Annotated in this window: 30 protein-coding genes and 1 other RNA gene; 6 read left to right on the top strand and 25 right to left on the bottom strand. The window is 69.8% G+C overall.

Annotated features, from left to right (window positions below; genetic code table 11):
* Positions 1-2: 2 nt before the first annotated feature.
* From clpS to ACOACQ_RS08635, 3 genes are all read right to left on the bottom strand, one after another.
* Positions 3-287, bottom strand: a complete 285-nt coding sequence (gene clpS / locus ACOACQ_RS08645; RefSeq protein WP_378607061.1) for an ATP-dependent Clp protease adapter ClpS — start codon at positions 285-287, stop codon at positions 3-5.
* A gap of 62 nt (positions 288-349) precedes the next feature.
* A complete protein-coding gene (locus ACOACQ_RS08640) occupies positions 350-892 on the bottom strand; it encodes a DUF1697 domain-containing protein (RefSeq protein WP_420288070.1) in 543 nt (180 codons plus the stop codon).
* A 157-nt stretch (positions 893-1049) separates the two neighbouring features.
* Complete coding sequence (locus ACOACQ_RS08635) at positions 1050-1514, bottom strand: PaaI family thioesterase (RefSeq protein WP_378606899.1); 465 nt, start codon at positions 1512-1514, stop codon at positions 1050-1052.
* Positions 1515-1579: 65 nt separating this feature from the next.
* On the opposite strand from ACOACQ_RS08635, the gene ACOACQ_RS08630 reads away from it, so the two are divergent.
* Positions 1580-2077 (top strand): winged helix-turn-helix transcriptional regulator, encoded by a 498-nt coding sequence (locus ACOACQ_RS08630; RefSeq protein WP_420288069.1) that lies wholly within the window; start codon positions 1580-1582, stop codon positions 2075-2077.
* Between the two features lie 64 nt (positions 2078-2141).
* Here the strand turns inward: ACOACQ_RS08630 and ACOACQ_RS08625 are convergent, their stop codons facing one another.
* The 6 genes from ACOACQ_RS08625 to ACOACQ_RS08600 form a co-directional block, all read right to left on the bottom strand.
* Positions 2142-3905 carry a DEAD/DEAH box helicase gene (locus tag ACOACQ_RS08625; protein ID WP_420288068.1) on the bottom strand — a complete coding sequence of 588 codons (1764 nt, stop codon included), beginning with the start codon at positions 3903-3905 and terminating at the stop codon, positions 2142-2144.
* Positions 3902-4171, bottom strand: a complete 270-nt coding sequence (locus tag ACOACQ_RS08620; RefSeq protein ID WP_378607064.1) for a DUF3039 domain-containing protein — start codon at positions 4169-4171, stop codon at positions 3902-3904. The genes ACOACQ_RS08625 and ACOACQ_RS08620 overlap by 4 nt, the downstream gene beginning before the upstream one ends.
* Before the next feature lie 20 nt (positions 4172-4191).
* Positions 4192-5676 carry an MFS transporter gene (locus ACOACQ_RS08615; RefSeq protein ID WP_420288067.1) on the bottom strand — a complete coding sequence of 495 codons (1485 nt, stop codon included), beginning with the start codon at positions 5674-5676 and terminating at the stop codon, positions 4192-4194.
* Positions 5673-6233 carry a TetR/AcrR family transcriptional regulator gene (locus ACOACQ_RS08610; RefSeq protein WP_420288066.1) on the bottom strand — a complete coding sequence of 187 codons (561 nt, stop codon included), beginning with the start codon at positions 6231-6233 and terminating at the stop codon, positions 5673-5675. The genes ACOACQ_RS08615 and ACOACQ_RS08610 overlap by 4 nt, the downstream gene beginning before the upstream one ends.
* Before the next feature lie 64 nt (positions 6234-6297).
* A complete protein-coding gene (locus ACOACQ_RS08605) occupies positions 6298-6882 on the bottom strand; it encodes a YqgE/AlgH family protein (RefSeq protein ID WP_378606917.1) in 585 nt (194 codons plus the stop codon).
* A 126-nt stretch (positions 6883-7008) separates the two neighbouring features.
* Positions 7009-7512 carry a hypothetical protein gene (locus ACOACQ_RS08600; protein WP_420288065.1) on the bottom strand — a complete coding sequence of 168 codons (504 nt, stop codon included), beginning with the start codon at positions 7510-7512 and terminating at the stop codon, positions 7009-7011.
* Positions 7513-7739: 227 nt separating this feature from the next.
* Between ACOACQ_RS08600 and ACOACQ_RS08595 the strand changes: the two genes are divergently transcribed.
* Positions 7740-8429 (top strand): TetR/AcrR family transcriptional regulator, encoded by a 690-nt coding sequence (locus ACOACQ_RS08595; RefSeq protein ID WP_378606923.1) that lies wholly within the window; start codon positions 7740-7742, stop codon positions 8427-8429.
* A 39-nt stretch (positions 8430-8468) separates the two neighbouring features.
* Here ACOACQ_RS08595 and ACOACQ_RS08590 read toward each other — a convergent pair whose 3' ends face one another.
* Positions 8469-9497, bottom strand: a complete 1029-nt coding sequence (locus tag ACOACQ_RS08590; protein WP_378606926.1) for a DUF3048 domain-containing protein — start codon at positions 9495-9497, stop codon at positions 8469-8471.
* A gap of 88 nt (positions 9498-9585) precedes the next feature.
* On the bottom strand, positions 9586-10356 hold the full coding sequence (locus ACOACQ_RS08585; RefSeq protein ID WP_378606929.1) for an SDR family NAD(P)-dependent oxidoreductase: 771 nt from the start codon (positions 10354-10356) through the stop codon (positions 9586-9588).
* A gap of 132 nt (positions 10357-10488) precedes the next feature.
* On the opposite strand from ACOACQ_RS08585, the gene ACOACQ_RS08580 reads away from it, so the two are divergent.
* Positions 10489-11136 carry an HNH endonuclease family protein gene (locus ACOACQ_RS08580; RefSeq protein WP_420288064.1) on the top strand — a complete coding sequence of 216 codons (648 nt, stop codon included), beginning with the start codon at positions 10489-10491 and terminating at the stop codon, positions 11134-11136.
* A gap of 26 nt (positions 11137-11162) precedes the next feature.
* On the opposite strand, the gene ACOACQ_RS08575 is transcribed toward ACOACQ_RS08580, so the two are convergent.
* Genes ACOACQ_RS08575 through ACOACQ_RS08565 form a run of 3 tightly spaced genes read right to left on the bottom strand, consistent with a single transcriptional unit; the run spans position 11163 to position 14257 of the window.
* Positions 11163-11582 carry an HIT family protein gene (locus tag ACOACQ_RS08575; RefSeq protein ID WP_378606935.1) on the bottom strand — a complete coding sequence of 140 codons (420 nt, stop codon included), beginning with the start codon at positions 11580-11582 and terminating at the stop codon, positions 11163-11165.
* A 22-nt stretch (positions 11583-11604) separates the two neighbouring features.
* Complete coding sequence (locus ACOACQ_RS08570; RefSeq protein WP_420288063.1) at positions 11605-13026, bottom strand: M15 family metallopeptidase; 1422 nt, start codon at positions 13024-13026, stop codon at positions 11605-11607.
* 58 nt (positions 13027-13084) lie between these two features.
* The gene (locus ACOACQ_RS08565; RefSeq protein ID WP_420288062.1) at positions 13085-14257 is read right to left on the bottom strand and encodes a glycerophosphodiester phosphodiesterase; all 1173 of its coding nucleotides are present in this window, start codon (positions 14255-14257) and stop codon (positions 13085-13087) included.
* 81 nt (positions 14258-14338) lie between these two features.
* Here ACOACQ_RS08565 and ACOACQ_RS08560 point away from each other — a divergent pair, with 81 nt between their 5' ends.
* Entirely contained in the window at positions 14339-14998 is a 660-nt protein-coding gene (locus tag ACOACQ_RS08560; RefSeq protein ID WP_420288061.1) for an SDR family oxidoreductase, read from the top strand.
* On the opposite strand, the gene ACOACQ_RS08555 is transcribed toward ACOACQ_RS08560, so the two are convergent.
* On the bottom strand, positions 14999-15616 hold the full coding sequence (locus tag ACOACQ_RS08555; RefSeq protein ID WP_378606950.1) for a TetR/AcrR family transcriptional regulator: 618 nt from the start codon (positions 15614-15616) through the stop codon (positions 14999-15001).
* Positions 15617-15699: 83 nt separating this feature from the next.
* Between ACOACQ_RS08555 and ACOACQ_RS08550 the strand changes: the two genes are divergently transcribed.
* Both ACOACQ_RS08550 and ACOACQ_RS08545 read left to right on the top strand, forming a co-directional pair.
* Entirely contained in the window at positions 15700-16059 is a 360-nt protein-coding gene (locus tag ACOACQ_RS08550) for a hypothetical protein (RefSeq protein WP_378606953.1), read from the top strand.
* Positions 16056-17969 carry a hypothetical protein gene (locus tag ACOACQ_RS08545; protein WP_420288060.1) on the top strand — a complete coding sequence of 638 codons (1914 nt, stop codon included), beginning with the start codon at positions 16056-16058 and terminating at the stop codon, positions 17967-17969. Before ACOACQ_RS08550 ends, ACOACQ_RS08545 begins: the two co-directional genes overlap by 4 nt.
* A gap of 74 nt (positions 17970-18043) precedes the next feature.
* Here the strand turns inward: ACOACQ_RS08545 and ACOACQ_RS08540 are convergent, their stop codons facing one another.
* The 10 genes from ACOACQ_RS08540 to ftsE all read right to left on the bottom strand — a co-directional run bounded on the left by ACOACQ_RS08540 (position 18044) and on the right by ftsE (position 25790).
* Positions 18044-18289 carry a hypothetical protein gene (locus tag ACOACQ_RS08540; protein WP_378606959.1) on the bottom strand — a complete coding sequence of 82 codons (246 nt, stop codon included), beginning with the start codon at positions 18287-18289 and terminating at the stop codon, positions 18044-18046.
* A gap of 28 nt (positions 18290-18317) precedes the next feature.
* The gene (locus tag ACOACQ_RS08535) at positions 18318-19586 is read right to left on the bottom strand and encodes a protein kinase domain-containing protein (RefSeq protein ID WP_420288059.1); all 1269 of its coding nucleotides are present in this window, start codon (positions 19584-19586) and stop codon (positions 18318-18320) included.
* 30 nt (positions 19587-19616) lie between these two features.
* Positions 19617-19778, bottom strand: coding sequence for a GPGG-motif small membrane protein (locus ACOACQ_RS08530; protein ID WP_378606965.1), 162 nt, complete (start codon positions 19776-19778; stop codon positions 19617-19619).
* 158 nt (positions 19779-19936) lie between these two features.
* Positions 19937-20306, bottom strand: a transfer-messenger RNA (tmRNA) gene (gene ssrA, locus ACOACQ_RS08525).
* Between the two features lie 94 nt (positions 20307-20400).
* Positions 20401-21234: a S1 family peptidase gene (locus ACOACQ_RS08520; RefSeq protein ID WP_378606968.1), complete on the bottom strand. Its 834-nt coding sequence runs from the start codon at positions 21232-21234 to the stop codon at positions 20401-20403.
* 72 nt (positions 21235-21306) lie between these two features.
* Positions 21307-22227, bottom strand: coding sequence for an amidohydrolase family protein (locus tag ACOACQ_RS08515; protein WP_420288058.1), 921 nt, complete (start codon positions 22225-22227; stop codon positions 21307-21309).
* 4 nt (positions 22228-22231) lie between these two features.
* On the bottom strand, positions 22232-22732 hold the full coding sequence (smpB, locus tag ACOACQ_RS08510) for an SsrA-binding protein SmpB (protein WP_420288057.1): 501 nt from the start codon (positions 22730-22732) through the stop codon (positions 22232-22234).
* Positions 22733-22787: 55 nt separating this feature from the next.
* Positions 22788-24050 (bottom strand): peptidoglycan DD-metalloendopeptidase family protein, encoded by a 1263-nt coding sequence (locus ACOACQ_RS08505; protein ID WP_420288056.1) that lies wholly within the window; start codon positions 24048-24050, stop codon positions 22788-22790.
* 88 nt (positions 24051-24138) lie between these two features.
* A complete protein-coding gene (gene ftsX, locus ACOACQ_RS08500) occupies positions 24139-25080 on the bottom strand; it encodes a permease-like cell division protein FtsX (protein ID WP_378606981.1) in 942 nt (313 codons plus the stop codon).
* 20 nt (positions 25081-25100) lie between these two features.
* Complete coding sequence (ftsE, locus tag ACOACQ_RS08495; protein ID WP_056707784.1) at positions 25101-25790, bottom strand: cell division ATP-binding protein FtsE; 690 nt, start codon at positions 25788-25790, stop codon at positions 25101-25103.
* Positions 25791-25805: the final 15 nt, after the last annotated feature.

Genomic DNA, 25805 nt, shown 5'->3' with positions numbered 1-25805 from the left:
GCTCACTCAGCCTTCGACAGGGTGGCCCACAGGCCGTACTCATGCATGGCCTGGACGTCGCGTTCCATCTCTTCGCGGGTACCGGTGCTGACCACGGACTTCCCGTCCTCGTGGACCTCGTGCATCAGCTTCTCCGCCTTCTTCTTGCCGTAGCCGAAGTGCTTCTGGAAGACGAAGGTGACGTAGGACATCAGGTTCACGGGGTCGTTCCACACGATCGTCACCCAGGGGGTGTCGAGTCTCGTGGTCGCGTCGAGGGAGAGGTCCTGCTCGACTCCCGGATCCACCTCGACAGGGCTCGCGGTTGTCACGACTCCATGGTGTCACACGGGCAGGGGCCGCCCGAACGTCAGGAGCACCACTTGTCGGCCAGCGTGGTGACGACGTTGAAGTTGCGGTTGGTGGCCACGACCCCGAGCGCCTTCTCGAGCTTGTAGGGGTCGACTCCCCCGGCCTCGTAGCCCGGACCGAGCAGCACATGGGCGGCGCGTCCACGCACCACGACCGCGTTGACGTCGTCGCTGCGCGCCTCGACCTCCGCGACCTTCGCGGCGGCGGGCTTCTCCTTGAGGAGGTAGAGGTAGTGCCGCTCGAGATCGTTGCGGGACGCGGTGAGCTCGCGGGCGTCCTCGGCGATGGCCGTGAGCTCAGCCGGCGTGAACACGATGGTCGGTACGGCGAAGCCGGCCTGCTCCTCGTACGCCTTCTCCAGCGCCGCCTCCACCTTCGCCCGCGACCGCAGCCCGATCGTCAGGCGGACGTTGCCGGTGTTGATGTGGGTCGCCACGTCCGTCCCGCCCGCGGCCTCGGTCGCCGTGATGATGTCGGCCTTGGGGAACTTCCGGTTCGGCCCGAGGTTGATGGCGCGGAGGAACGCGACGTACGACGGCATGGGTCCAGTCTGGCGCACGACGCCGACAGGGCACGTGGTTCGGGCGGGTGCATGAGCGACACACCGTTCGCGGGTCTGGCAGGCACAGCCACGCTCAGAGGAGCAGCACAGCGCGCCAACGGTGTGTCGCTCGTGCAGCGACGGCTCCGAGAGCTCGTCAGCTGAAGATCATGCAGCTCGACGTGGCGTACGCGACGAGGCGGTCCTGGCCGTCGTACAGCTTCGCCTCGGCCAACGCCGTACGACGACCACGCTGGATCACCGAGCCGACGGCCCGGAGGCGGCCGGAGTCGACAGTGACGGCACGGAGGAACTTCACGGTGAGGTCGAGGGACGTGTAGCCCTCGCCGACGGCGAGCGTGGAGTGCACGGCGCAGCCACACGCGGAGTCGAGGAGCGTGGCGAAGACGCCGCCGTGGACGCTGCCGATCGGGTTGTAGTGGCGCAGCTGAGGGTCGAGCTCGAAGATCGCGGTGCCGCGCTCGGGGACCTCGAAGCCGACGAACCCGAGGGTGTCCGCGATCGGGGCCGGGGGCAGGTGGCCGTCGAGGATCGCGTGCAGCTGCTCGAACCCGTCGAGCGTCGCCACGTCGATCTGGGTCTTGATCGCGGACTCAGTCATGCGTCCATGGAAGCAGTCCGAGGCTGAGTCTGTCAATGAGACCTAGATCGCCCTATGCTGGCCAGGTGAGCACCCACCAAGCCGTCACCGACGCTCCCCCGGCCCTGGCCTGGTCCGTCGAGAACTGCACCCTCGGCCGGGCGATGGCGATCCTCGGCGAGCGGTGGACGGTCGTCGTACTGCGCGAGGTCTTTCTCGGCGTACGACGGTTCGACGACATCCGGCGGCATGCAGGAATCCCCCGGCAGGTGCTGACGAACCGGCTCGCGACGCTCGTCGACGAGGGCCTGCTCCGCAAGGAGCCCTATCGACCCGACGGGGCGCGCACGCGCCACGAGTACCGACTCACCGACAAGGGCCTGGAACTCCAGCCGATCCTGTTGGCGATCACCCAGTGGGGAGACCGGCACCTCGCCGACCCCAAGGGCGCTCCGATCGAGTTCATCCACCGCGACTGCGACGAACCGATCCACGTCGAAGTGCACTGCGCGGCCGGCCACCATGTCGCCGACCCGCGAACGGTGAGCAGCCGGCCGGGACCGGGCGCGCGACCGTTCGCCTGACGCTTGCGACACCTCGGAGCCCCAACACGCACACTTCGTGGCCCCACTTGCCACACTTCGTGCGTCAGGAGGACTTGCGCATCGCCCATTCGCGGACGCGGTCGATCCGCTTCTGCAGCTGCTCGGCGTTCGCGACCGCGGCAGCGGGACCGCCGCACTCCTTGCGCAGGGCGGCGTGGGTGATGCCGTGTGCCTGGCCGGTGCGGTGGTTCCACGACGCGACCAGGCCGTTGAGCTCGCGGCGCAGGACGGCGAGGTGCTCGTGGGTGGTGACGTCCGCCAGCGTGTCGGCGGGGCGTGCGTCCTCGACCGCCTTGTTGGTGCGGCGACGGTCGGACTGGCGCTGCTGCAGCAGCTCCCGCATCTGGCCGGGCTCGAGGAGCCCGGGGATACCGAGGAAGTCCATCTCCTCGTCCGACCCCGACAGGACCTCGCCCTCGTGGCCGAACTGCGCGCCGTCGTACAACGCGTGGTCGAAGCGGGCCTCGGACCCGAGCGCCTCGAAGGGTGTCGCGTTCAGGTCGTCGGAGGCGGCGTCGCCGGCCTCGGCCTGGGCGAGCAGGTCGTTCTCGGCGGCGAAGATGTCGCCGTCGTCGTTGACCTTGCGGCCCAGCACGTGGTCGCGCTCGACCTCGAGCTCGGAGGCGTAGGTCAGCAGGTTCGGGACCGACGGTAGGAAGACCGACGCGATCTCGCCGCGCGTCCGGGCGCGGACGAACCGCCCCACGGCCTGGGCGAAGAACAGCGGGGTCGAGGTGGTGGTCGCCCACACACCGACCGCGAGGCGCGGGACGTCGACGCCCTCGGACACCATCCGGACCGCGACCATCCAGCGCTTGTCGTTGTCGGTGAACTCGGAGATCTTCTTCGACGCGGCCTTCTCGTCCGACAGGACGACGGTGGCGGCCTCGCCCGTGATCGCGCGGAGCAGCTTGGCGTAGGCGCGGGCCGAGTCCTGGTCGGACGCGATGACGAGTCCACCCGCATCGGGGACGTGTCGTCGTACCTCGGAGAGGCGCTTGTCGGCGGCGGCGAGCACCGACGGCATCCACGAGCCGCTCGGGTCGAGGGCGGTGCGGAGCGCGTGCGCCGTCATGTCCTTGGTGAGCGGCTCGCCGAGGCTGGCCGTGACCTCGTCACCCGCGCGGGTGCGCCACTGCATCTCGCCGGAGTACGCCAGGAACAGCACCGGACGGACGACATGGTCGGCGAGCGCCTGGGCGTAGCCGTAGGTGTAGTCGGCGACCGAGGTCGGGACGCCGTCCTCACCGGGCTGGTAGGTGACGAACGGGATCGGGTTGACGTCCGAACGGAACGGCGTCCCCGTCAGCGCCAGGCGACGGGCGGCGGGCTCGAAGGCCTCGCGCACGCCCTCGCCCCAGCTGAGCGAGTCACCCGCGTGGTGCATCTCGTCGAGGATCACGAGCGTCTTGAAGCGCTCGGCGCGGATCCGCATCGCGAGCGGATTGACGCCGACGCCCGCGTAGGTCACCGCGACGCCGACGTAGTCACTGGCGATCTTGCCCTTGCCAGCGGAGTACGTCGGGTCGATCGGCAACCCGGCGCGCGCTGCCGCTTCAGCCCACTGCAGCTTGAGGTGCTCGGTGGGCGCGACGATGATCAGCCGGTCGACGATGCGGCGCCCCAGCAACTCGGCGGCGACCGTCAGCGCGAAGGTCGTCTTGCCGGCACCAGGGGTCGCCACGGCGAGGTAGTCCCGTGGATTGCGGGAGAGATAGTCCTGGAGCGCGGCCGTCTGCCAGGCACGCAGCGACGGCGCCGTGCCCCAGGCTGCCCGCTCCGGCCAGGCCGGACCGAGCGACGTCACGAGTCCTTACCGGGCCCGTCCCCGGGAGCGTCCCCATCGCTGAGGCCCTCCCAGATCTCCTTGCAGTCCGGGCAGACCGGGAACTTCTCGGGCGCGCGGCTCGGCACCCACACCTTGCCGCACAGGGCGACGACGGGCGTGCCCATGACCATGGCCTCGGTGAGCTTGTCCTTGTCCACGTAGTGGGAGAACCGCTCGTGGTCACCCTCGTCGGTCGGGACGGTCCGCCGCTCCTGGAGCGTGTCGGTGTCAGTCGAGAATCCGATGGTGGTCACGGCACCAGAGTCTAGTGCCCACCGGAGACATCGACGTCAGCCGGCAGCTGTCGCCAGACGATCGCGGCGACCACGAGCGTGATCACGGCTCCCGCGAGCCCGATCGCCCCGAAGGCGTCGGCGTACGACGCCAGGGCGGCCGCTTCGGCAGGGGTACCCAGCGCACCCGTGAGTGACTCCACCGCTGCGTGGTCGGCGCCGGCGGGCAGGCCGGCGCGGTAGACGATGCCGGCGAGACTGCCGAGCACCGCGATCCCGATCACCCCACCGACCTCGTAGGACATCTCCTCCATCGCCGCCGCCGATCCGGCCTGGTGGGTCGGCGCGCTGCCCATGATCAGGGCCGAGGCCAGGCCCAGTGCCGCCGTACCGAAACCGGCGAGGAGGAACGCGATCGCGACGCCGGCGTACGGCATCGGACGCGGCAGCAGCCACAGCACGAGCAGTCCGGCCGCCAGGACGACGAGCCCGCCGACCAGGACGTTGCGCGCGCCCACGCGGGCAGCCAGCGCCGGCGCCAACGGCGGACCGACCAGGCCGCCGACCGCCATCGGGAGCAGCGCGACGCCGGCGAAGAGCGGCGTCCAGCCCTGCACGAGCTGCAGCCATTGCGCTCCCACGAACAGCAGCGAGATCATCACCGTGCTGGTGACCAGCGCCGTGAGCACACCCGAACGGAAGACCGGGTTGGCGAACAGGCCGACCGCCAGCATCGGGTCTGACTGGTGCAGGCAACGGCGCACGAACGCCGTCACCAGGCCGACGCCGGCCAGCAGTACGACGACCGTGACCGGGTCCAGCCCGGACTTCCCGACGTGCTTGATGGCGTAGACCGTTGCCGCCATGCCGGCGACCGACAGCAGCACTCCGGTCGCGTCGATCCGCCCCGGGCGGTCCGAGCGGCTCTCGGGCAGCAGCACCCGGCCGGCGAGGAACGCGACGACCATCAGCGGGACGTTGACGAGGAACGCAGCCTGCCAGCTGTACGCATGCAGCAGCGCACCGCCGACGATCGGACCGACGGCGCCGCCGACGGCGGCCATCGACGCCCAGAGGCCGAGCGCGAACGCGCGCTCGCGGGCGTCGGGGAACAGGGCACGGATCAGCGACAGGGTCGCCGGCATGATCATCGCGCCGCCGACGCCGAGGAGGGCACGGACCACGATCACGTCACCGGGCGAACGGGCGGCGAGTGCAGCGAGCGAGGCCACCGCGAACACGGTGAAGCCTGCGAGCAGCATCCGGCGGCGTCCCCAGCGGTCGGCGAGGGCGGCGACGGGGACGAGCAGGCCAGCAAGGACGAGTGCGTAGACATCGACGATCCAGAGCTGCGCGAGGGCACCGGCCTGCAGGTCGGCGGTCAGGTCCGGGAGGGCGACGTTGAGGACCGTCATGTCCATGACGACGACGAGGAGGCTTGCGGCGAGAACCGCCAGGCCGGCCCAGCGGCGCGGGTCCGCCGTCGTTGCCGGGGCGTCGGGGATCACCTGGGTCATCGCGCGACCCCGCCGTCGAGGAAGGTCGAACGAACGAGCTCGATCGCGTCGCGGCGGGCGATGTCACCCGCGACGAGGGCGTCGCGGACGGCGATCAGCAGTCCGTAGACGCTGTGCCCGAGCCAGCGCGCAGGCACGTCGGCGCGGAGGAGCCCCGCGGCCTGGGCCGCGGCGTAGAGGGCGACCTCGCGGGTGAACAGCGCGTCGGCCCGCGCCTTGAGTGCGGGGTCGTTGATGACCGTCGAGTCGGTCAACGCGATGCCGAACTCCTCGCTGTCGGCGACGAACCGGCCGATCATGTCGTCCATCGCGACGCGGATCCGCGCGGCGTCGCGCGACGCGACCGCTCCCTCGACGTCGACCTCGCCCAGGATCTCCTCCCACGCGTCGAGCGACCGGCTGCCGATCTCCCGGAGCAGGTCCTCGCGGGTGGCGAAGTGGCGGTGCACCGTCGCCCGGCCGACGCCGGCGGCGGCGGCGATCTGGGCCATGGATGCGGCGGGTTCAGTGGTGAGCAGGCGCTGGGCTGCGGCCAGCACGGTGTCGCGGGTCGACATTCGAATCTCCTTCGTGAGACATCACTGTCTCACATGAGACACAAATGTCTCAACTCGAAGAAGGTCAGTTCAGCTCGGGGTCGATCGGACGCGTCGCATGGAAGGCCAGGTCACCGGGCTGGCGGCGCAGCACCTGGCGCCACAGGTTCCGGGTCTCCTCGCCGAACACGTCATCGACCTCGCCGGGGACGACGTACCAGCTGCCCTCGGCCACCTCGGCCTCGAGCTGGCCCACGCCCCAGCCGGAGTAGCCGGCGAAGATCCGTAGCCGGTCGACCGTGCCCGCGACGAGCTCGCGCGGGGTGTCGAGGTCGAGCAGGCCGACCCGCCCCCAGCAAGGCCGGAACCCGGCGGCGTCCTCGCCACCGGGAAGGGCGAGCGCCACGGCGATCGCGCCGTCGGTCGAGACCGGGCCGCCCTGGAAGAGCACCTCGGGTTCCTCGACGACGTCACCCCACTCCCCCAGGACCTCGGAGACGGGCAGGACGGTGGGTCGGTTGAGCACGACACCCAGGGCGCCGTCGTCGTTCACGTCGAGCAGCAGTACGACGGTGTCGACGAAGTTGGGATCGAGCAGGCCGGGAGTCGCGAGCAGCAACCGCCCGGCAGCCAGACCACTGGTGGAGGTGGGATGGGCGTCGCTCGACATGGCCCCATCATCGCCCACCCGGGAGCTCTGGGCCGAGAAGCGTCAGTGGAGACGTTTCAGCCCCGGACCCGACGCGGTTGGGAGGGAGGGTGCGTCAGGTCCGGGGCTGAACTCAGGGGGTCGCGATCAGGCAGCGACCACAGCGCGCAGGCGCGCAACGAGCGTGCCGCGCGGCGCTTCGGGCTCCGCGTACTGGACGTCCGCGGGGATCATCGGGATGCCGCGGTGCAGCAGGCGGGCCCGCTCCTCGATCTCGGAACCGACGCGACGGGCGGTCTCGTCCGCGATGGACGTCCGGCCCGCGTTGACGGCCAGGAGCTGCTGCTCCTTGAACGCGGCGGCGGCCATGGCCGTGGCCATCGCGTCGTCGGTCGGGTTCGCGGTGTAGTGGTCGATGATCAACCGGACGCCGGCGAGCTCGTGGGCAGTGTTGCTCCACGCGATCGCGACGGCCTCGTCGAGATCCATCGGCTGGTGGGACAGCATCCGGTCGATCTGACCCGACAGGCGCGTGTGCCACTTGAGGGTGAGGGCGCCGAGCAGGTCGAGCTCGTCACGGAAGCCCGTGGAGACGCCTTCGACGTCCATGGGCAGCAGGCCGTCACGACGGACGGCCGAAGTCGCGATCACGGAGCGGAGGGTTTCGCCACGTGAGTGAAAGGCCTTCCAGGTCATGGTCAGCTCCTTTGTCTTCTTCTAGCGGTTCCGGACACCGGAGGTGCCCGACATACCACCGGTACGTACTACGAGTATGGCCCAGACCGGCGGTATGCCCAATGGCACGACACCGTGATCCCGAACACCCGGGCAAGTGACCGCTGTCACCCCTGACCTGCGGTGATGCCTATGCTGGGCCCGTGGCGAAGTCGGTTTCCAAGTTGGTCCCCAAGGTCCCGGGCGGGTCCCTGCGGGCGTCGTACTCCGCCTCGACGAAGCGCGCACTGGTCGACGTCGCCGAGGCGCTCTTCGCCGAGAAGGGGTACGCCGGCACCTCGCTGGACGCCATCGTGAGCGGTGCGCGGGTCACCAAGGGCGCCCTCTACCACCACTTCTCCGGCAAGCAGGCGCTGTTCGAGTCCGTCTTCGAGCGGGTCGAGCAGGAGTCCTCCAAGCGCATCCAGAAGGCACTGCGCAGCGAACGCGACCCGTGGCTCAAGGCGCTGCTCGGCCTGCGGTCCTTCCTCGATGTCGTGCAGGAAGGCACCTACCGCCGCATCGTCATCCAGGACGGCCCGGCCGTGCTGGGCTACGAGCGGTACCGCGAGCAGGAGGAGCGCTCGACCTTCGCCAACATCGTGGAGATCCTGCGCGCCACCCTCGACGCCGGCAAGTGGGAGCTCGACGAGGAGATGGTGCAGACGTTCGCACGGATCTTCTTCGGCGCGATGTCGTCCGCCGGGGAGACCGTGGCCACCGCGACCGACCCGGAGGCGGCGGCCGCGCGCGTCGAGACGGCGATCGGCTTCCTGCTGGCGGGCGTCCAGAGTCTCGTCGACCAGGGCGTCGACATGCCGAGCGCCTTCACCGTCGACGACGAAGAGGCCTGACGAGGAGGGCTGGCCGGGGACCGACCAGCCCTCGTCACGTCACTTGCCGAAGACGACCGATCCGCCGTTGGCCTCGGCTGGCACCAGCTCGATCCAGACCTTGCCCGCGGGCACGGTGAGGGGTCCGGCAGCCGTCTTGAGCGTGAGCGGCGCGCCCAGCTTTGCCTTGGACCACTCGCCCTCGATCAGGTTGCCGCCGTGGAAGAGCTGCGCCGTACCGCCACCGGTGAACTTGCTCTCCGGCACGAAGTTGCCGGCCGGGTCGGTGTAGCCGGCGTCGACGACGTCGACCCGCAGCACCAGGACCGAGTCGGGCTGGAACCGGTCGCCCTTGGCTGCGTTGGAGTTCTTGTTGACGTAGTGGCCGTCGCGGAACACCCAGTTGGTGGTGTGGCTGCCGAAGTGCGCGGACAGCGTGCGGGCCGGGATGCCCGCGGGCAGGTCTGCGGCAGTGCCCCACGGGAGGTAGTCGGCCGGACGCTCGTCCTTGCCGTCCCGCGTCGCCTTGCCGACCTTCTTCAGGCTGGTGAAGAGGTTGTACGGCGCCGAGCGGCTGTTGTTCCGGTAGAAACCGGGGCCACCCTCCTGGAAGTACTTGATCTTGGCCTTGTTGATCCGGTCGATCGTGATCTGGGCCGCGCCACTGGTCGTGATGACCCCGTCCACCGGGGAGACGATGCCGATGTCGCTGGCCCGCATCGAGCGGACCGGGCCGACGTCGCCCGGGAGCTGCGAGTAGTAGAAGGCTGCCAGGCGGGTGATCCCGCCCTCGACGAGCTCCTCGACCACGAGGTCGGCCTTGCCCAGCCCGACCTGGGGAGCGCTGCTCGGCGAATTGTCGATCTTGGTGACGATGACCGGGTGGTCCAGCGCGACGCTCTCACCGAGCGGTGCCTCGAGGCCGGTCAGCGGCCAGGTCTCCGGCTCTGCCGGCTCCGGGGCAGCCGAGGTCTCCTCGTCGGGCGTCGACTCCTTCTTGGGGTCGTCACCGCCGCCGCAGCCGGCAAGGACCAGGCTCAGGGCGACCAGGGTGGCGGGCAGGGCAGATCGAACCTTCGAGAAGCGCACGCAGCAAGTCTGGACCACGCCCCTCACGTACGACGGAGCCGCCCCCGCGTGTCGCGGGGACGGCTCCGTGTTGCTCAAGCGGGAGCGCTCACGTGCCGAGCGAGATGCCGCCGTCGACGTAGATGGTCTGGCCGGTGATGTAGGACGACTCGTCGGCCGAGAGGAACGTGACCGCGGCCGCGATGTCCTCGGGGAAGCCGACCCGGCGGACCGGGTTGGCCTCGGCGTTGAGGCGACGGAACTCGTCGACGTCCAGCTTCAGGCGGGCGGCGGTGGCGTCGGTCATCTCGGTGGCGATGAAGCCGGGGGCCACGGCGTTGGCGTTGATGCCGAACGGGCCGAGCTCGATGCCGAGGGTCCGGGTGAAGCCCTGGATGCCCATCTTCGCGGCGGAGTAGTTGGCCTGGCCGCGGTTGCCCAGCGCGGAGATGCTGGAGACGTTGACGACCTTGCCGTACTTCTGCGCGACGAAGTGCTTCTGGGCGGCCTTCGTCATCAGGAAGGCGCCCTTGAGGTGCACGCCCATGACGAGGTCCCAGTCCTCCTCGGTCATCTTGAAGAGCAGGTTGTCGCGGGTGATGCCCGCGTTGTTCACGAGGATGTGGATGCCGCCGAGCTCGGTCACGACGCGCTCGACGCCGGCCTCGACGGATGCACCGTCGGACACGTTCGCGCCGACGCCGATGGCCTTGGCTCCCTCGACGAGCGGCAGCTTCGCCGCGGCCTCCGCAGCGGCGGTCTCGTCGAGGTCGACGATCGCGACCGACGCGCCCTCCTCGGCGAACCGGGTGGCGGTGCCGAAGCCGATGCCGCGTGCTGCTCCGGTGATGACGGCTACGCGCCCGTCGAAACGACCCATGTGCTTACCTTTCAGCGGTTCCAGAAGACGATCGGCCGCAGCCTACGCGTCCGGTACGACGCGCCGGCGTGCGCCCACGATGGTGGCAGCATGCGGAGGGCAGCCCACCCACGTGCCCCTCGGAGGCCCGCCATGAAGAAGCTCGCCCTCGCCCTGGCCGGAACAACCGCCGCGGTGACCCTCGCCACCGGTCCCGCACCGGCCGCCCACGCGGCGGGCGAGAGCTACTCCGCACCGTTGACGACGGCAATCAATTCACTGCAGGTCGCGACCGAGGTCCGCACCGGCTACGACCGGGCCAAGTTCACCCACTGGATCGACGCCGACGGCGACGGGTGCAGCACCCGCAACGAGGTGCTCGACGTCGAGTCCGAGAACAGCGTGACGTGCAGCAACCTCAGCGGCGGCCGCTGGTACTCCTACTACGACCGGGTGTCGTGGACGAACCCCTCCGACGTCGACATCGACCACATGGTGCCGCTGGCCGAGGCCTGGGACTCGGGCGCCCGGAGCTGGACCGCCGCGCAGCGCCAGGCCTATGCCAACGACCTCGGCGACAGCCGCTCGCTCGTCGGGGTGACCGACAACGTCAACCAGGCCAAGGGCGACCAGGACGTCGCCGAGTGGTTGCCGACCTACGACAAGTGCCGCTACCTGCGGGAGTTCGTCGCCGTGAAGATTCGATGGCGGCTCTCGGTGAACTCCTCCGAGAGGACCGCGATGCAGGATCTCGCGGCGGGGTGCACCAACAGCACCATCACGGTCACCCGCGCCATCTGAGGTCGGCTCGGGTCAGCCCTGCTTCGTCAGCCCTGCTTCGTCAGGGCCGCGGCGATGCGCGCCGCGTAGTCACGGGGCTCCCCGTCGGCGTACTTCCGCCGGGGCCAGAAGAACCCGCGCAGGCCATCACCCTTGGTGCGCGGCACGACGTGCAGGTGCAGGTGCGGCACCGACTGGCTGACCGTGTTGTTGATCGCGACGAAGCTGCCCTGCGCGCCGAGGCCCTCGACCATCGCGGTCGCCAACCGCTGCGCGGCGGCAAGGAATCCGTCGCGCTGACCGGCCGGGAGGTCGGGCAAGGTCACGACGTGCTGGCGGGGCACCAGCAGGACGTGACCCTTGAAGACCGGTCGCCGGTCGAGGAAGGCGACGAAGTCCGGCTCGTCGAGGACGACGTCCGCTGGCAACTCCCCCGCAACGATGGAACAGAAGACACAGTCGGCCACTGCTCGAGACTAGTGCCGACCCTCAGTCACACACGGCGTCACCGCAGCCGGGCACCACGATGACCCGGCCGAACCGGGGTACGGCGTCGAAGTGCTGGCTGTCGGAAGTGGCATAGCTCCAGCGGAGCCCGTGCTTCGTCATGATGCGGACGACCGGATGGGTCCGCGACCGCCACGCCACCCGGGAGTGGGAGCGGCTCGGCCACCAGGCGTTGGGCACCCATCCGAGTCGCGACCGATAGGGGTTCTCCCAGGTGTTCAGGTCCAGCGAGCGGCCGTAGCTGTGCGGGCTGCGGACGCCGGGGCGCCCGACCACCCAGCGGCAGTTGAAGGCCGACGTGTTGCCGGCCGCCATCGACTCGTAGTCGTCGGCGCCATTGACCCGCTTGGACCAGCCGAAGCGGTCCACGCGGTACATCGAGCGGATGGGGAGCTTCGCCTGGTACATGTCGGACAGCGCCGCCGCCATCTGCCGGATCACCGAAGCTGCCGCGACGAGCTCGCCCCGGCGGCGGTAGCCCTGGTAGTCCCAGTAGTTGATGCGCAGGAGCCGGAGGCTGGACCGGCCGACCGGGCACCCGCGGTGCCAGCTGCGCCCGACCATGCTGCGCCAGACGGCATCGGAGATGCGGGTGATGACCGGGTAGGCCCCGGCTCCGGTGGCCCGGGGTTGTGCGGGCAGGGCGATGCGGGGTCGCGGCGCGGACGCCGGCAGCGCGACCGGCACGCCCGCCGGAAGGTTGTCGACCAGGCGCGAAGCACTGACGGACCGCGCCGCCCACGGCACACCCAGGCTCAGGGCGCGGTACCGGCTGTCGACCCGGGGCGTCACGCGGACGTCGACGTACCCCGCGGCGTTGGTGTCCACGATCGTCACCCAGCGCCAGACGCCGCCGACGTACTGCTGCAGGGCGACGCGGCCCGGGACGGGTGTGCCTTCCACGGTCTTCCAGGTCATGCGCAGGGTGACGGCCTGTTCGTCGACCACCGTGGCCGGTCCGGTGAGCGAGGTCGACGTCGGCAAGGCGCTCAGGGGCAGGACGTACTCCACCGAGACGGGTGCGTTCGTCTCGTCGCCGGCGTACGACGCCCGCAGCAGGTTGCGCGTCGGCGACCGGTCGACGGGCACGGCCAGCGTGGCGGCGCCCGCCGTGTCGGTGATCAGCGGACCGCCGACGGGCTGCCAGGCGACGCCGTCCCATCGCTCGACGACGACCGGCGCTCCCGCGACGGGCGCCCCCGCCGCGACGAGCGAGAGCGTCACCGTGGTGTCGCGGTCGGCGTACGACGCCGGAGCGGACAGGCTCAGGGTCGTGGGTGTCGCGGCTGCTGCCGACCCCGCGACCGCGATCGGCAGCACCGCCCCGACCAGCAACGCCGTCAGCAGCGTGACGAGCGCAGAGCGGATGGGCGGGGATGAGATGGCGCGAGGTCCCGGACGCACCACCCCATCTTGACCCCCGGCCCCCAATCCGGTCGGCACTTCGCCCGCAAGTCGGGGATCAGTTCGCGGCGACCGCCCGCTCACCCACCCATGCGTCGCGCGCGGCGACCGCGATGTCGGGCTGGTCGGTGAACAGGGCGTCGACACCGGCGTCGAGGAACGCGCGGATCTCCCCCACCAGGTTGCCGTGCGCGTTCGGGTCGGTGCCGATCCGGTGGTTCGTCGGGAGGAACTGGTTCTCCGCGCGCAGTGTCCAGGTGACCACCTTCAGGCCCGCGGCGTGCGCGTCGCTGACGACGTTGCTGGGCACGCCGATGGCCCCGGCAGCGTCGCGCGGCAGGATCAGGTTCTTGGTCGGCGAGACCCAGTCGGCGTACGTCGCGATCTCGGCGAGGCCGGCCGGCGTCACCAGGTCGCGGTAGGTCGTCGGGAGGCCCGCGGCCTTGAGGTCGTACGGCGCCCCGCTGCCGTCGACCAGCTGGGCGATCGGCGCGGCGGACAGCCGGTCGAGGTCGCGCAGGTTGCCCGTCTCGAAGGACTGGAGCACCACCTTCGCGTTGCGGCGGTCCAGACCGTGTCGGCGCAGGCTGCGCACCAGCGGCTCCTCCATCGAGAGGCCGATCCCGTCGAAGTACGTCGGATGCTTGGTCTCCGGCGCGATGCCGATGGTGCGGCCCAGGCGACGGGACTCGACCTGGACGAGCTTGATCACCTCGTCGAACGTCGGCACCTCGAACTTGCCGTCGTACACGGTGTTGCCGGGACGGACCGCGGGCAGCCGCTCCTTGGCACGCAGGGTCTTCAGCTCGGCGAGGGTGAAGTCCTCGGTGAACCAGCCGGTGATCTGCGTGCCGTCGACCGACTTCGTCGTCCTGCGGCTGGCGAACTCGGGGTGGGTGGAGACGTCGGTGGTGCCGCTGATCTCGTTCTCGTGGCGGGCGACGAGGACGCCGTCCCTGGTCGAGACGAGGTCGGGCTCGACGTAGTCGGCGCCCATCTGGATGGCCAGGCGGTAGGCCGCCAGCGTGTGCTCGGGGCGGTAGCCGGACGCACCGCGGTGGGCGATGACCAACGGCTCCGTCGCGGACCAGCCGGACCGGTTGTTGTCGGCGCCTGCGCCGCTGTCGGGGTCCGCGTGTGCGGGAAGGGTCGTGGCGCCGATGGAGACGAGCGCGAGGGTGGTGGCTGCAAGGAAGGCGCTTCCGAGCCGGGGCATGGTCCGAGTTGTCATGCCTGCAGCCGACCAGTCGCAGGTGGCGCGCGGCCGATGCGCAGGTGAAGGACCGGCGACCGTCGTGCGTAGGTTGGTGTCATGCGCATCGCCATCGTCGGAGGCAACGGCCAGATCTCCCGCCTGCTGCACCCCCTCCTCGTCGCCGCCGGCCACCAGCCCGTCGCGCTCGTGCGGAACGAGGACCACCGCGCCGGACTCGAGGCGCTGGGAGCCGAGGTGCGCCTGCTCGACATCGAGGGCCAGGACGTCGACGGCTTCGCCGCAGCGTTCGACGGCTGCGACGCGGTCGTGTTCAGCGCCGGCGGTGGGCCGGACGGCAACGTCGAGCGCAAGCGCACCGTCGACCTCGAAGGGGCGTTGAAGTCGATCGCGGCCGCCGGCCAGCTCGGCATCCGGCGGTTCGTCCAGGTCTCGGCGATCAACGTCGACGAGCCCGTGGCCGCCGATGCGGGCGATGTCTGGGCGGCGTACGTCGCCGCGAAGCGCGACGCCGACATCGCGCTGCGCGCCAGCTCCCTGGACTGGACGATCCTGCGGCCGGGCCTGTTGACCGACGAACCCCCGACCGGCCTGGTCGCGCTCGGCGCAGACCTCCCGCGCGGCTCCGTGACCCGCGCCGACGTGGCGGCCGTGCTCGCCGCAGTGGTCGAGCGCGATGACACGATCGGACGGCAGTGGAACCTGATCGGCGGGAACATGTCGGTCAGCGCGGCGATCGACGAGGCAATCCGCGGCTGATCAGGCGCGGAGCACTCCAGCGGACGCAAGTCCGATGCTGCTGATCGTCTCCACCAGCGCGGCCTCGTCGAGGTCGAGGTCGCCGGCCAGCCAGCGCGCGACCACCTCGGTCGTGCCGGAGACGATGAGCAGGGCGACCGCCTGTGCGCGCGGATTGGCCGGTTCCATGTCGACCTCGAACGCATGGCGCAGGATCAGGTCGGCGAACTCGTCGTACGCCGCAGTCCGGCGCTGCTCGAGGACGGGGTGGCGTGACGACTCGACGTACAACCGGGCCGCGCGTTCGTCGGCGGAGACTGCGCTGACCAGAGTCGCGACCGTGCGGGTGAGCCGTTCATCGGTGGAGGTGGCCGGTGCCACGAGCGCGGGAGTGACCGCGACCCGGGCCGCCTCGAAAAAGCTGTCAAGGGCGGCCAGGAGGACTGCTTCCCGGTCGGCGAAGTTCTCGTAGAAGTACCGCTTCGACAAGCCGGCCTTCGCACAGATCGCCTCCGCGGTGGTGCCGGCGACGCCGCTCTCAAGGACGACGTCGAGGCACGCCTCGAGCAGCTGGGCGCGCCGCAGTGCGCGCCGATCATCGGCGCTGACGCCGCGATACGGACGGACTGCTTCGGCCACGACGGACATCTTGACACGTTGCCGTTCCTACTTCATCCTCGAAACAGGAACGGCAACGTTCTTATTTTGACCGGAGGTGTCCCATGGGTTGTTGTCTGGCGCTCGCCTATCTCTTCGCACAGGCTCGCCGAGCCTGGTTCACGGTGCTGCCCGGCACCCCGGCGGTGGCCCTTGCCTTCGCTCCCCCGGCGCGCCGACCGGCACCCGGCGCACCCGCCTTCGCCCTCGCGGCACCTCCGACACGAACGGTTCCCTCCCGCAGGTACGCCGGCCGGGCACTCGTCGCCACCGGTCTCGCCTGGTTCGCCATCGGACTCGTCGGCATGCACGTCTTCGGCTGGTTCGGCTGGGCCGAGACGTCCCTGCTCATCGACACCGCCTTCCACTCCTCCGGGCTGTGGGCCGCGGCCGGCGGCGCCGTACTGCTGGCGGTGAAGGCATGAGCGCGCTGGCCACCGACGAGCGCGTCCGGTTGCTGCTGCCGACACCCGCGCGCGTCGTACCGCCCACCACAGCACGGCGCCAGCGCCGCGCAGTCCTGGTCTTCGCCGGGCTCTGGGCGATCGGCGCCCTGCCCGGCGCGCTCGACCTCGGTGCGGGCTGGATCGCTGCAGGCCTCGGACTCGCGTTCCCCGGCGGTGGTCTCCTGTACGGCGGCCACCCCGTCCTCGCCGCCGTGGCGATCCTCGCCCTGGTGCTCTCCGTGTTCACCTGGTGGGCGACCGGACCGACCGTGCTCCCGCCCGTCGTCTGGATCGCGACCGCAACCCTCGGCGGCGTGGTCGCGGATCAGGGATCGACGACCACCCAGCTCGTCGTCCTGGCGATGGGGCCGACGCTCATCGTCCTGGCCGTCGCCGTCCATCGGGTCCGGCATGCGCAACAGGTCCGCACCGGCGCCCGCCTCAACCAACGCCTCGGCACGGTCGACTTCGTGATCACGGGCTCCCCCGGCCTCGACGTCCGGGTGCCGGTCACCGAGCACTCGGAACAGGACCTCGCCCACCTCCGCTACTCGCTCGACCTGGCACTGCAGCCGCTCGACTCGTTCGAGGGCTTCACGAGGATCGACCAGTTCCGCGAGGCCGCGACCCGCTACCAGCTCAACGCGCTCGGCTACTCCCTCGCGATGGCCCAGTTCACCCGGACGCCTGCTTTCACCGGCTACCTCGCCGAGGGCCAGCGCAACGCCATCGAGAAGATGCTGGACCGGCGGATCTGGGGCTACTGGGCCCTCGAGAACGCGTGGGGCAACCTCGACCTCGACCGGGATCCGGTCGACAACCGCGAGAACATCATGCTGACCGGCTTCCACGGCCTGATGGTCGGCATGTACGAGACCCTCAACGACGACCGGTACTCGCAGCCCGGCGCCCTGAGGTTCCGCTGGAACGATGCCGTCGACTTCGCCCACGACTACGGCAGCCTTGCCGCATCGGTGCACCGCAACGTCCAGGGCTCGGCGTACGGGCTGTTCCCGTGCGAGCCGAACTGGATCTACACGGTGTGCAACACGTTCGGGATGAGCACCCTGCTCAGCCACGACCGACTGCACGGCACGGGCTACTTCCCCGAGGTCGAGGACCGCCTGCGCGAGTCCTACGAGACCGAGTTCCTGCGCCCCGATGGCCGCATCATCGGCGTACGCAGCAGCCATCTCGGCTTGTCGTGGAACCTGTGGGCCGGTCCGTCCATCCAGATCACGACGTCGTACTGGATGCACGCAGCCCTGCCCGACATCGCCCAACGCACCTGGTGGTTGCTCCGCGAGCACGACCTGCGCCGGTCCGGCAGCGCCGTGACCATCCGCCCGACCGTCTCGGCCCGGCTGGACCCGGGCAACTACCAGCTCGGCACCGACACCTACAGCCAGGTCGTCACCCTGATGGCGGCCCGCGAGCTCGGCGACGACGACCTCGCCGCCGAGGTGCAGCGCGGACTCGACGAGCACCAGGAGGTCGCGGAGTCCAACGGCGCGCGGCGCTACGCCAACGCGTCTGGGCTGGCCAACCTCTATGCGAATCTCGGCCGGTTCGGCCGCCACAGCGGCCTGCGCGACCTGGTGAGCTTCGGCGCACCCGAGTCCTGGCGTCGCGGCCCGGTCCTGGCCGAGGCGGCCTATCCCGACGTCCAGGTCGCGAAGGCCGTGACCGACGGGGCCGCCCTCGACCTCGTCCTGCGCCCGGGTGCCGGACCGGTCCGGACCGCCCTGCGCATCGAACGCCTCGCCCCTGGCGGCACCTACGCCGTCACGGGCGCCCTGCAGTCCACGGTCGTCGCCGCCGGCGACGGGTCGGCCATCGTCCAGGTCGACCTGGCAGGTCGACATGTTGTTCGCCTCGCCCCTCACTGACACGGTTGCCTTCGCCCGCCAGGTCGCGATCCTTCTCGACGACGAACCCAGCGCGGTCGGCCACCAGCCGCCCGTCAGCTCGGGTCGAGCGGCTCCATCGAACCGACCCGCAGGACCTTGACCTCGAGCTCGTCGATGACGAGCTTCCTGATCCGGCCCTCGCCCAGCGCCAGCTTGCCGATGGCCACGGCGCCGACCGCGACCGCTCCGACGGCCAGGGCCCCGAGCGCGGCTGCACCGACCGCACTGGCGCCGTACGCCGACGCACCGAGGGCGAGGCTGCCGCGCAACCGGGGAGTGAGGTCGATCTCGTGCTGCATGCCCGCATCCTGACACGCCGCGGGTCCCTCAGCCCCGACCCTTGCCGCGTCCCTTGTCCTCCTGGCCCTTCGTCTCCTTCGGCGCCTTCGCCTTCTCCTGGCCGCCACCGCCAGCTGGCTCATTCGTGGGAGGCGCTGCGCCCGTGCCGTCGCTGGGGCCGGGCGCCGTCCCGGAACCCGGTGGCGGAGTGGTGCTGGGGGTGACCGCGCTGGCCGGAGGGTCTGCCACTGGTGTCACCGGGGAACCGGGCTGATCCGGATCGGTGCCGCCATCGCTGTCGGGGCCCGAGAGGGGACCCGCCATCCAGAAGACGAGGAGGGCGGCAACGGCAGCGACCGAGGCGAGCACGGTGCGCCGACGCTTGAGGGGCACAAGTGGGTGCAACGTCATGGCCGCGGTGCGCGTCGGATCGACGTCAACGGCATCCGTCGGCACGCGGAACTCCTCGGTCAGGACCTCGACCGGTGACGGCGTCGGAGCACCCGCGTGGTCACTGGCCGGGCCAAGGGCAGCGGCGACCTCCGCGGCAGAGGGCCGCTCCCCCGGGTCGAGCGCCGTCATCGCCACCAGGAGGTCGCGGAGGTCACTCGGCAGCGAGACCGGTAGGGCGGGTGAAACGCCGAGGCGGGACAGCGCTGCCTCGACAGGGGGTCCGGGAAAGGCACGAAGGCCGGTGTAGCACTCCAGCAGCACCAGTCCGAGCGCGTAGATGTCGACGGCCGGAGTCGGCGGAACTCCCCTGACCTGTTCCGGCGCGAGATAGGCCGGTGACCCGATGACCATGCCGGCGGCCGTGTGGTGCGACGAGTCGTCCAGGAGACGGGCGATGCCGAAGTCGGTGAGGATCGCCGTTTCGTCAGACGTCAGCAGGATGTTGTCGGGCTTGACGTCGCGGTGCACGATGCCGCGCTGGTGAGCGGCATCCAGCCCGCGGGCGAGCTGGACGCCGAGCGCCCGCATCGTGGCCTCGTCCATCGGTCCGGCCTCCCGCAGTCGCTGGGCGAGGCTGGGGCCATCGACGAGCTCCATGACCAGATAGGCCGGCGACGAGCCGGGCGGCGACACGTCAAGGATGGTGATGACGTGGGGGTCACTGATGGCGGCCAGAGTCCGCGCTTCCGACCGGAAGCGCGCCTCGGCGCTGGTGTCGCCGTCCCGCGGACGCAGGAGCTTGACGGCCACCTCGCGCCCCAGCAGGAGGTCGGTCGCGCGATGCACGGCGGCCATGCCGCCGGTCCCGAGCAGGTCACCCAACTGGTAGCGGCCGGCGAGTGCAGGCCCTGAACCCACGGACATGGCAGTAGCCCCGTTACGGCCGCAGCCGGATCAGGTTGCGCGACCGCGTGAGTTGAAGATCGAGACGCCACCGGGGCCCACGAGAAGTCCCACGACGATCAGCACGACCCCCAGGAGCACGCTGCCCTGGATGAGGGTGACGATCCCGACGATGACCAGGACCACTGCAGCGATCCACAAGAGCATGCCCATGACGACTTCCTTCTCTCGAGCCCCGCCGTTGCCGGGGACACCGCCGGCAGTACCCACGGCAAGGAAATCCATCCGCTCCGTAGTCGCGCGGGGGCAGGTCCTTGCCCAACGACAACAAGGCCCGCGCTGGGCGCGGGCCTTGTCTGCCTCAAAGAGGGCTGTGGAGCTGCGGGGAATCGAACCCCGGTCCTCGAGCGTCGAGCCAGGTCTTCTCCGGGTGCAGTCTGTGCTGGCGTATTCTCGGTCCCGGCGCTCGCACAGACACGTCGCCGACAGACCCAGTCCGGTTTGAGTCCCGCGTCACCCTCCGGACTGGAGTGACGCAGCAAGTCTTCTAGATGACGTCTGGGTCCGGGACGAAGACGGGTGCCCGGTCAGACGCTTCGATCACTGCTCAGGCAGCGAGAGCGAAGGAACTGCGGTTTGAGTTGGCAGTTATAGGTTTCCAGCGATCGTTTACGAGATGACGCTGGCTTCTCGACCCGCTTCCCCTGGAACAAACGTCCCAAGTCGAAACCGATCAGCCCCTCTTGAGTTGTACTACACCGCCAGTCTAGCCCGCGGGCATGACGCGGGCCCACCGGATAACCGGTGGGCCCGCCCCCGTGGGAGCAACCGGGCTCTAGATGCCGAACTGGGCCAGCCAGTCGGCAACGACCGGGATGTCGACGCGCTGGTAGCCGTCGATGTAGCGGCAGTTGGCCGTGTAGCCGTACGACGTCACGCCGACGACCTTGCCGTTGAGCCACAACGAACCACCGGAGTCACCGAAGCAGGTGCCGCCGGTGCCGAAGATGTCCTTCTCGTTGCCGTTGGTCTGGATGATCTGCGGCGTGATCTTCTGGCCCGGCATCTCGACGTAACGACGGATGAGCGGGTAGCTCTGCGGCGTCGGCTTCTGCGGGCCCGTCGGTGCCTGGCGGACCTCGGTGCCGTAGCCCACCGCCGTGAACAGCGTCTTGCGCGGCTGCTTGACCGCATCCGCGGCGCCGAGGCCGGCGAGCGGGGCCGGCGCGATGTCGGTGACCGGCTCGTCGAGCACGATGACGCCCACGTCGTTCCAGTTGTCCATGTCGGTGAAGTCGCTGTAGTCCGGGTGCGTGTTCGCCGTACCGGAGAGGTAACCGGCGGCGGCGAGCTCCTCCGGCGTGTAACCGGCGGCGGTGTCAGCGGCGACCGGGAGCGGCGACGGCGGGGCCTCTGCGATGACGCTGTCGAAGGTGACCAGCGTGCTGCCGACGGTGCCGTCGGTGCAGTGGGCGGCCGTGAGGAGGACGGTCGGGCTGATCAGTGTGGCCGAGCAGCGGAACCGGCCGGTTCCGTCGTAGAACGCGATCATGGCGACATTGGGGTGGAGCTCGCCGTCAGCGGTGCCGCCGGTACTGGCGGTCGCGGGAGCGAGGAAACCGAGGCCGACAATGGTGGCGGCGGCCAGGGTCAGAAGACGTGCACGCATGGTTCTCCTCCGAGCGGGGTCAGGAGGAGACAGTCCAGCACCCACAACCCTCCCGAGGGAAGAGGGCGAAGGTCAAGATTCTTCGGCAGTTCGACCCAACAACCGCAAGGCGTTGTGCCAACACACGTCCCGGAGCCAGTCGTCACCCAGCCCGAGATCGGCCAGCCAGTCGAGCTGCCGGGCGTAGGGGAACGGCAGGGTCGGGAAGTCCGAGCCCCACACCACCCGCTCCTGGAGGTCGCGCAGTCGCGGCACGAGGGCCGCGGGGAACCGACCGTCGTGCGGACCTTCGGCGAAGAACTCAGTGAAGGCCATCGACGTGTCCAGGTGGACGCCGTCGTACTCCTCGGCGAGGGCCAGGAAGTCCGAGCACTCCGGCGAACCCATGTGCGCGATGACCAGGCGCAGTCGCGGGAATCGGGCCAGCACGCGGGCCGTCGAGGCCGGACCCGTGTACGACGTCCCGACCGGCCCGGAGCCGGCGTGCACCATCACCGGGGTACCGGCATCGGCCAGTGTCGCCCAGACGGGATCGAGCAACGGGTCGTCGAGGTGGAAGGAGCCGACCTGCAGGTGCAGCTTGAAGATCTCCACCCCGTCGGCGACCAGCGCCGGCACGTAGTCGGCCGCTTCGGGCTCGGGATAGAAGGTCGCCGACCGCAGTGCTTCGGGCACCTCGGCCGCGAAGTCTCGGGACCAGTCGTTGAGGAAGCCCGCGATGCCGGGCTTGTGGGCGTACGGGAGCGTCGAGAAGCCGCGAACGCCTGACTCCTGCAGGAACGCGACCCGTTCGGCCGCCGTACCCCGGTAGCGGATCGGCCACTCGCGCCCGATCAGCTCGCCGCCCTCGTCGAACACCCGCCACACCGCACGCTCGATGGAGGGCGGCAGGAAGTGGACGTGGAGGTCCATCAGCCCGGGCAGGCCAAGACGCTCCCAGAACCGCCGTACCGCGGAGGTTTCGAGGCTCGCTGGCGCTCGCACCTCAACCACCGGTTCAGTCACGCATGCCCTTGGCGCGGCGTCCGATCTCGGCGACCTTCTCGCGGTCGGCCTCACGCTCGGCGATCGCCCGGCGCTTGTCCCACGACTTCTTGCCCTTGGCGAGGCCGATCTCGACCTTGGCCCGGCCCTTGACGAAGTAGATGGACAGCGGGATCACCGTCTGGCCCTTCTCACTGACCTTGCGCTCGATCTTGTCGATCTCGATCCGGTTCAGGAGGAGCTTGCGCTTGCGCTTCGCGGCGTGATTGGTCCACGTGCCCTGGGCGTACTCGGGGATGTGCACGTTGTGCAGCCAGGCCTCGCCACCGTCGATGTCGACGAAGCCGTCCACCAGGCTGGCCCGCCCGAGTCGCAGCGACTTCACCTCGGTGCCGACCAGCACCAGCCCGGCCTCGAAGGTGGACTCGATGTGGTAGTCGTGGCGCGCCTTCTTGTTGGACGCGACGATCTTGTGATCGACAGCGCCTTCCTTCTTCGCACCCTGCTTGGCCATGGGTTGATTCTCTCAGGAGGGCGCAACAGGATTGGGGCCGGGCGGCGCCCGAAGGTCACAGGTAGCGTGCGGGGTCCACGGTCTCGCCGTTGCGGAGCACCGTGAAGTGCAGGTGGCAGCCGGTCGACCAGCCCGTGGAGCCGGAGTAGCCGACGACCTGGCCACGACGGACCTTCGCGCCCTTGCCGACGGAATAGCTGCTCATGTGGTTGTAGATCAACGTCATGGCGGCACCGTTGACGCGGCCGATGGCGACGTACAGACGGTTCCCGTAGACCTCGTCGTAGTAGCGGTTGATCACCGTGCCGGACTCCCCCGCGACGAGCGGCGCGCCGCACCCGGTGCCGAAGTCGATGCCGTTGTGCAGGCCGTAGTACCCGTAGATCGGGTGGATCCGGTACCCGTAGGGCGAGGTCACCGGTCCCGGTCCCGGCTTCGCGAGGAAGCCGCCGGTGTCGCCGTTGTAGCTGCCGCCCTGCTGGCGGGACAGCCGGATGATCTCCGCCTTGATCCGCGCCTCGCGCTTCTGCAGGCGGGCCAGCGCGGCCCGGTCCGCGGCCCGGGCCCGGACCACGGCCAGGCGCGCACCATTGGTCTTGACGACCAGGGCGCGGACCTGCAACGCCGTGGTCGCGGCTTGGTCGACCAGCACCGCGATGGTGGCGACGTTCTCGTCGGCCGACTTCTTGGCGCGAGCCACCTCGTTGCGCGCAGCGGCCACCTCGATCTTGCGCCGCTCCATGGCGGCCTCGGCCGCTTCGAGGGCGACCAGCGCCTGGTTCTGTCGACCGGTGACCAGGTCGTACGCCGTCTGGCTGACCAGCACGTCCTCGATGGAACCGCTGTTCATGTAGGAGTTCAGCAAGGCCATCCGGGCGTCGTCACCGGTGCCCATCACGATGATGGCGTCACGGCTCGCGAGCCGCTGCACCGCGACCTCGGCACGCGCCTGCTCGAGGTCGATCTTGGCCAGCCGGAGCTTCTCCTCGGCGAGGACGAGCTTGTTGGCCAGCTCGGCCGCCGCGGCACGCGCCCGGCCGAGGTCCGTCCGGACGGCGCTCAGCCGCGACTGCGCGGCCGTGAGCTGCTTCTGGGCCGCCTTCAGCTCGCGGGCGATCTTCGCGACCTTCTGGCTGGCCTCGTGGATGTCGCCCTTGACGTCCGAGATCTGGCCCCGGACCTGGTCCTGCTTGTCCTCGAGGTCGTCCCGGTCATCAGCATGGGCAATCGGTACGGCGAGGCCGGCGACTGCCACGATGACGGCGATCGCCGTCACCAGCCACTGGGGATGGGCCCACGTGGGAAGCCGATCGGTCACACGGCGAAACCCTGGGGCGCTGGGGAAGGAGCGCACAGGTAAACCATTCGTTCGGGGAAGTGAACCTGTCGACCGTAACCGCCGCGGATCAGACTTTTACGTATTTCCGGGTCAACAGGAGTGTCGGGATCAGTGTGAGCGCCGGACCGAGGAAGACGATCCCGAGCGGGAAGCCGCCGATCAGCGTCTGGGTGTAGTCGCCCCAGTCGACCCACGGCAGGAACTGGACGTGTTCGGCCAGGCCCTTCTCGATGCCCCAGTACTGGAAGGACGCCAACGCCCCGGCCGCGAGCCCGACACCGATGATGGCGGTGACCAGTGACTCGAGGAGGAACGGCAACGCGATGTAGAGGGTCGAGGCACCCACCAGGCGCATGATCCCGATCTCGCGCCGGCGCGCGAGCGCGGCCAGGCGGATCGTGTTGGTGACCTGGAGCAGGGCGGCGAGCAGCAGGAAGCCCGAGCCGATCCACGATCCGTACTTGAGGACCTTCATGATCCCGAAGATCTGGCCGAGCGCCTCACGCTCGTCCTTGATCACCGAGACGCCGTCGAGGCCCTCCAGTGCGCTGATGATCCCGTCGGCCTTCTCCGGGTTCTTCAGGGTCACCCAGTAGCCGGCCGGCCAGCTCTCGACGGTCACGACGGGGTTCGGCCCGCTGTAGGCGGTCTCGGGGATCGCGCCGGACTCCTTGGCGTTCTCGAAGCCCTCCTGCTTGGAGACGAAGCGGAACGACCTGACCTCGTCGTTGCCCTTGACCTCGGTCTCGATCCGCTGCTGCTGCTCGGCGGTGACCTCACCACCGGCGCAGTTCGGGTTGTTCGAGGGGTCGTCGTCGATGCAGAGGTTGACGAGGATCTTCAGCTCGTTGCCCAGGGACTTGTTCGCCAGGTCGGCCTCACGCTGGATGAGGATGCCGACGCCGGCGAGGGACAGCGAGACGAAGAGGGTCAGGATGACGGCCAAGTGCATCGAGAGGTTGCGCCGCAGGCCGGTGCGGAGCTCGGTGAAGACATAGCGAAGCTGCATGTTGGGGAGTTCTCCTTGACTCAGTGCTGGAAGCCGTAGCTGCCGGCCGCCTCGTCGCGGATGACCTTTCCGTGCTCGAGCTCGATGACTCGCTTGGTGAACTGGTCGACGATGCCGTGGTCGTGGGTGGCCATGACCACCGTCGTACCGGTCTGGTTGATGTCGCCGAGCAGGTTCATGATGCCGACCGAGGTCTGCGGGTCCAGGTTGCCGGTGGGCTCGTCGGCGATGAGGATCATCGGCCGGTTCACGAACGCGCGGGCGATGGCCACCCGCTGCTGCTCACCACCGGAGAGCTCGTCAGGCATCCGGTCGCCCTTGTCCTTGAGGCCGACCAGCTCGAGGGTCTCGGGCACGACCTTGTTGATCTCGCGCTGGGACTTGCCGATCACCTGCTGGGCGAAGGCGACGTTCTCGGACACGGTCTTGTTCGGGAGCAACCGGAAGTCCTGGAAGACGGTGCCGATCTGGCGGCGCAGGCGGGGCACCTTCCAGCCCGCCATCCGGTTGATCTCCTTGCCGGCGACGTGGACGCGCCCCGTGGTCGGCCGCAGCTCGCGCAGGACGAGCCGCAGCGCGGTCGACTTGCCCGAACCGGAGGTGCCGACGAGGTAGACGAACTCGCCCTTGTCGATGTCAATACTGACCTGGTCCAGCGCTGGTTTGCCGGGTCCGGCGTAGCGCTTGGTGACCTTTTCGAAGCGAATCACTGACCTGACGGTACG

Origin of the sequence: Nocardioides sp. CPCC 206347, from assembly GCF_048654605.1 — a bacterium.
Classification (GTDB): domain Bacteria; phylum Actinomycetota; class Actinomycetes; order Propionibacteriales; family Nocardioidaceae; genus Nocardioides.
The sequence above is the reverse complement of the archived record's forward strand: the minus strand, read 5'-3'. Positions and strand labels throughout refer to the sequence as shown.